The following is a 2,854-nucleotide window of genomic DNA, read 5'->3' on the forward strand; positions in this document are numbered from 1 at the left end:
TCCACATTGGACGCGATTTGGTATCAGCTGTTCTTCAGGTGGTGCTGATAGGCGTCCTCCAACCTTTTGACCTCCGCAACGATCTTGCGGGCCAGCCGCCGATTGCCGGCGCTGTAGCGCAGAAGTCCGCTCTGCAGGTCCGCGGAGGCCGCACAGCAGCGGGAGAATATCTCCGTGCCCACCAGGACGTTGTACTTCGGGTCGAACATGTCCTTCGCCTGCTTAATGTGGGGATACTTCTTCGTGATGTTGCGCTTGTGGACACGCCACCGCACCTGCATCAGGCCGTAGTCCCCGCCGCGGGAAAGGGCGTCGTGCCGCGCGCTGGACTCGTTGACGATCATGGCCGCGATGACGAAGGGGTCCTGATGGAACTGCTGCCCCGCCTCGACGATGAACTCCGCGTAAAGTCGCGCCTTCTGCGGCGATAGCCTCTTGTTGTAGCGAAAGAGAAGGGCTTCGATGCTCTTCAGTTCCGCCTCGCGGTCCCGCTGGCCCGCGACGGCCTTCTTCGGGGCCTTCTCCTTGTTACGGGCCGCCGTGACGGTCACGGGCTCCCTGGGAAGGAGGTTCGCCGTGATCAACGGCTCGGACTTTCCGAACAGGCGCTCGACCTTCTCGTCGTTCGCTCCCGCCGCGCCCGGAAGGGCGAAGAACCCCACCGCCAACAGACACCAAATTGCGCCGCGCCCGCGCGCGACATTCCGAAATTTCACTGGGCGTCCCCCCTGAACAGATTTTGGGGTCCTGCCTGACTGGATGACGGACGAAAAAGAGAACGCCGTTTCCACAAACGCTCAAGCCCGCAGACCAACAGACGCCAGACAGCACATCACAGCTTCTTTACCTGAATGTAAACGCATCCTCTCTCAAAGGGCGTGGGCGATCCTCTCGCCTCTCCCGCCCCGTTTCGCCAAAGAAGTCCGAGACGCTGAAACCCCGCACAGAAAAATTTATGGTAGAGATACTAACACAGGGCTCAAAGCTAAAAATCCGAAAAAAAAGGGAAAAGGAACTGTCCTTTTCCCCTGAATCCTCCTCACGGGCGCAGGCCCCGCACGGGGCCTGCACAGCAGGGCCGAGATCGCCCCAGCTATCGTTTCTTCTTCGGAGATTCTGCCCCCTCCGAGGACTTCGCAGACGTTTCCTCGCCCTGACGGCGCTCCCCGCGCAGGCCGGCCAGCCCGACCTCGCCCGCCACCTCGCATCCCCTGCCGTAACGGACGATGGCCTCCTTCCATGCCCCGTCCTCGTTGGGCGCGTAGTCCCCGATGGCCTTGCGCATGGCGACCAGCGCCACGTACATGCTCTTCACGGCGTCCAGGTACTCCGTCCGCACGGTGCGGTAGGCCGTCTGGGCATTGATGAGGTCGATCTGGGCGCCCATGCCCTCCGCGTACATCAGCTCCGTGATGCGCAGCTCCTCCTCGGAACGGGCCATCTGGCGTTTCTTGTCCACCTCGAGCGCCTCGGCGTTCTTCCAGTTGTTCATCGCCACGGTGAGGTCCTGTCGGGTCTCCTCCTTCAGGGAGTCCAGGGCCGCCTCCGCGGACTGCACCATGCGGTCTGCGTTCAGGACGCCGTACTTCGTTCGGTGCCCGTCGAAGATCGGGACGTTCAGGGAGAGCCCCGCCTGGGCCTCATGGCTCTGGGGCGTGGCGGACACGTCGGGGTCGGCCCAGGCCGTCCACTGGAGGTTGACGTCCAGCGTCGGGGAGAGCCCGCGGGCCGTCAGCTTCTTCACCACCTTCGCCCGATCCAGCGTCAGCTGCGCCGCACGCATGTCCGGACGGTTCTTCAGCGCCTCGTCGTAGCTCAGCGTCATGTCAAAGGCCGGGACGTGCAGGGGCTCGTTCCGCGGCTCCACGTCCAGCCCTCCGGCCAGGTAGGAGAGGTTGGCCAGCAGGTTGCTGTAGGTCGTCTCCGCGCTCTTCACCAGCGTCTCCGCCTCCACCACCTGAGCGTCGCTGCGCACCACGTCCAGCTTCGGGACCAGCTGCTGGCGGTACTTTTCCAGCGTCACGCGATGGTTCTCCGCCCGCTGGCGCAGTATCTCCCGCTGAAGCCGCACGTTCTCGCGGGCCAGGACCGCCGACCACCATGTCTCTTCCGCCGTGGCCACGAGGGCGTTCACGTTCGCGTCGAACTGCGCCCGTGCGATCTCGTAGCCCAGGACGTTCTGGCGCTCTTCCAGCGAGTACTTCCCCGACAGGTCGATGCGGTGCGTCAGGGCGAGGCCCGCACTGCCCATGGTGTAGTTGTCCTCGCCGTTCATCTCGGAGAGCCAGGCCCCCTTCGCGCTGAGACCCAGGCTGGGGCGCTGCGTGCCCATGGCCGCCAGCACGGCGTAGTAGTTCGCCTCGACGGCCTTGACGCCGGACCGCAGGGCGTGGTTGTTCAGCAGGATTTCCTTCAGGTAATCCCGAAAGCTCATCTGCACCAGCGCAGCGGCCTCGCCGGCAAGGACGCCGGTCAGGCACAGAAACAACAGGAACAACTTGAGAATACGCTTCAACGCGACCACCTCGGTATCATCATTTCTAAGAACCATCGGATCGGGTTCCCTGAGAGCCCACGGACGAAACCGTCGCAGAATCCATGTTGACGCCATGTTTTATCGATATATTCTATACCCGCGCTCCAGCCGCGTCAATTTTCAAGGGGCTGGTTGTTGTCGTTGATCAGTGATAATGTCACCCTATAAGTAGTCAAAGAAAATCTCACCCTCCGACACAGCGGGCAGGTCTTTCGGTGATACTTGGGTTATGAAGCAGGAGCGAGTGGCCTTGTCACAAAAAGAGATCAAGCGCATCGAGGTCATGGAGCTGCTGCCAAGGGCGGCGGAGGGGTTCGG

At 62.5% G+C, this 2,854-nt stretch carries 3 protein-coding genes; 1 reads left to right on the forward strand and 2 read right to left on the reverse strand.

The window, feature by feature from the left end; genetic code table 11:
* Positions 1 to 23 precede the first annotated feature (23 nt).
* Entirely contained in the window at positions 24 to 716 is a 693-nt protein-coding gene (locus tag SY1_RS00905; RefSeq protein WP_208872503.1) for a transglycosylase SLT domain-containing protein, read from the reverse strand.
* 43 nt (positions 717 to 759) lie between these two features.
* Between SY1_RS00905 and SY1_RS00910 the strand changes: the two genes are divergently transcribed.
* Entirely contained in the window at positions 760 to 1,032 is a 273-nt protein-coding gene (locus SY1_RS00910) for a hypothetical protein (protein WP_208872504.1), read from the forward strand.
* 61 nt (positions 1,033 to 1,093) lie between these two features.
* On the opposite strand, the gene SY1_RS00915 is transcribed toward SY1_RS00910, so the two are convergent.
* Positions 1,094 to 2,515 (reverse strand): TolC family protein, encoded by a 1,422-nt coding sequence (locus SY1_RS00915; protein ID WP_208872505.1) that lies wholly within the window; start codon positions 2,513 to 2,515, stop codon positions 1,094 to 1,096.
* Between the last annotated feature and the right edge of the window lie 339 nt (positions 2,516 to 2,854).

The sequence above is a fragment of the Fretibacterium fastidiosum genome, from assembly GCF_000210715.1.
Taxonomy (GTDB): domain Bacteria; phylum Synergistota; class Synergistia; order Synergistales; family Aminobacteriaceae; genus Fretibacterium; species Fretibacterium fastidiosum.

Bases quoted from the DNA above. Each gene is read 5' to 3' on its own strand.
- SY1_RS00910 (WP_208872504.1), top strand. From the start codon at position 760: ATGACGGACGAAAAAGAGAACGCCGTTTCCACAAACGCTCAAGCCCGC.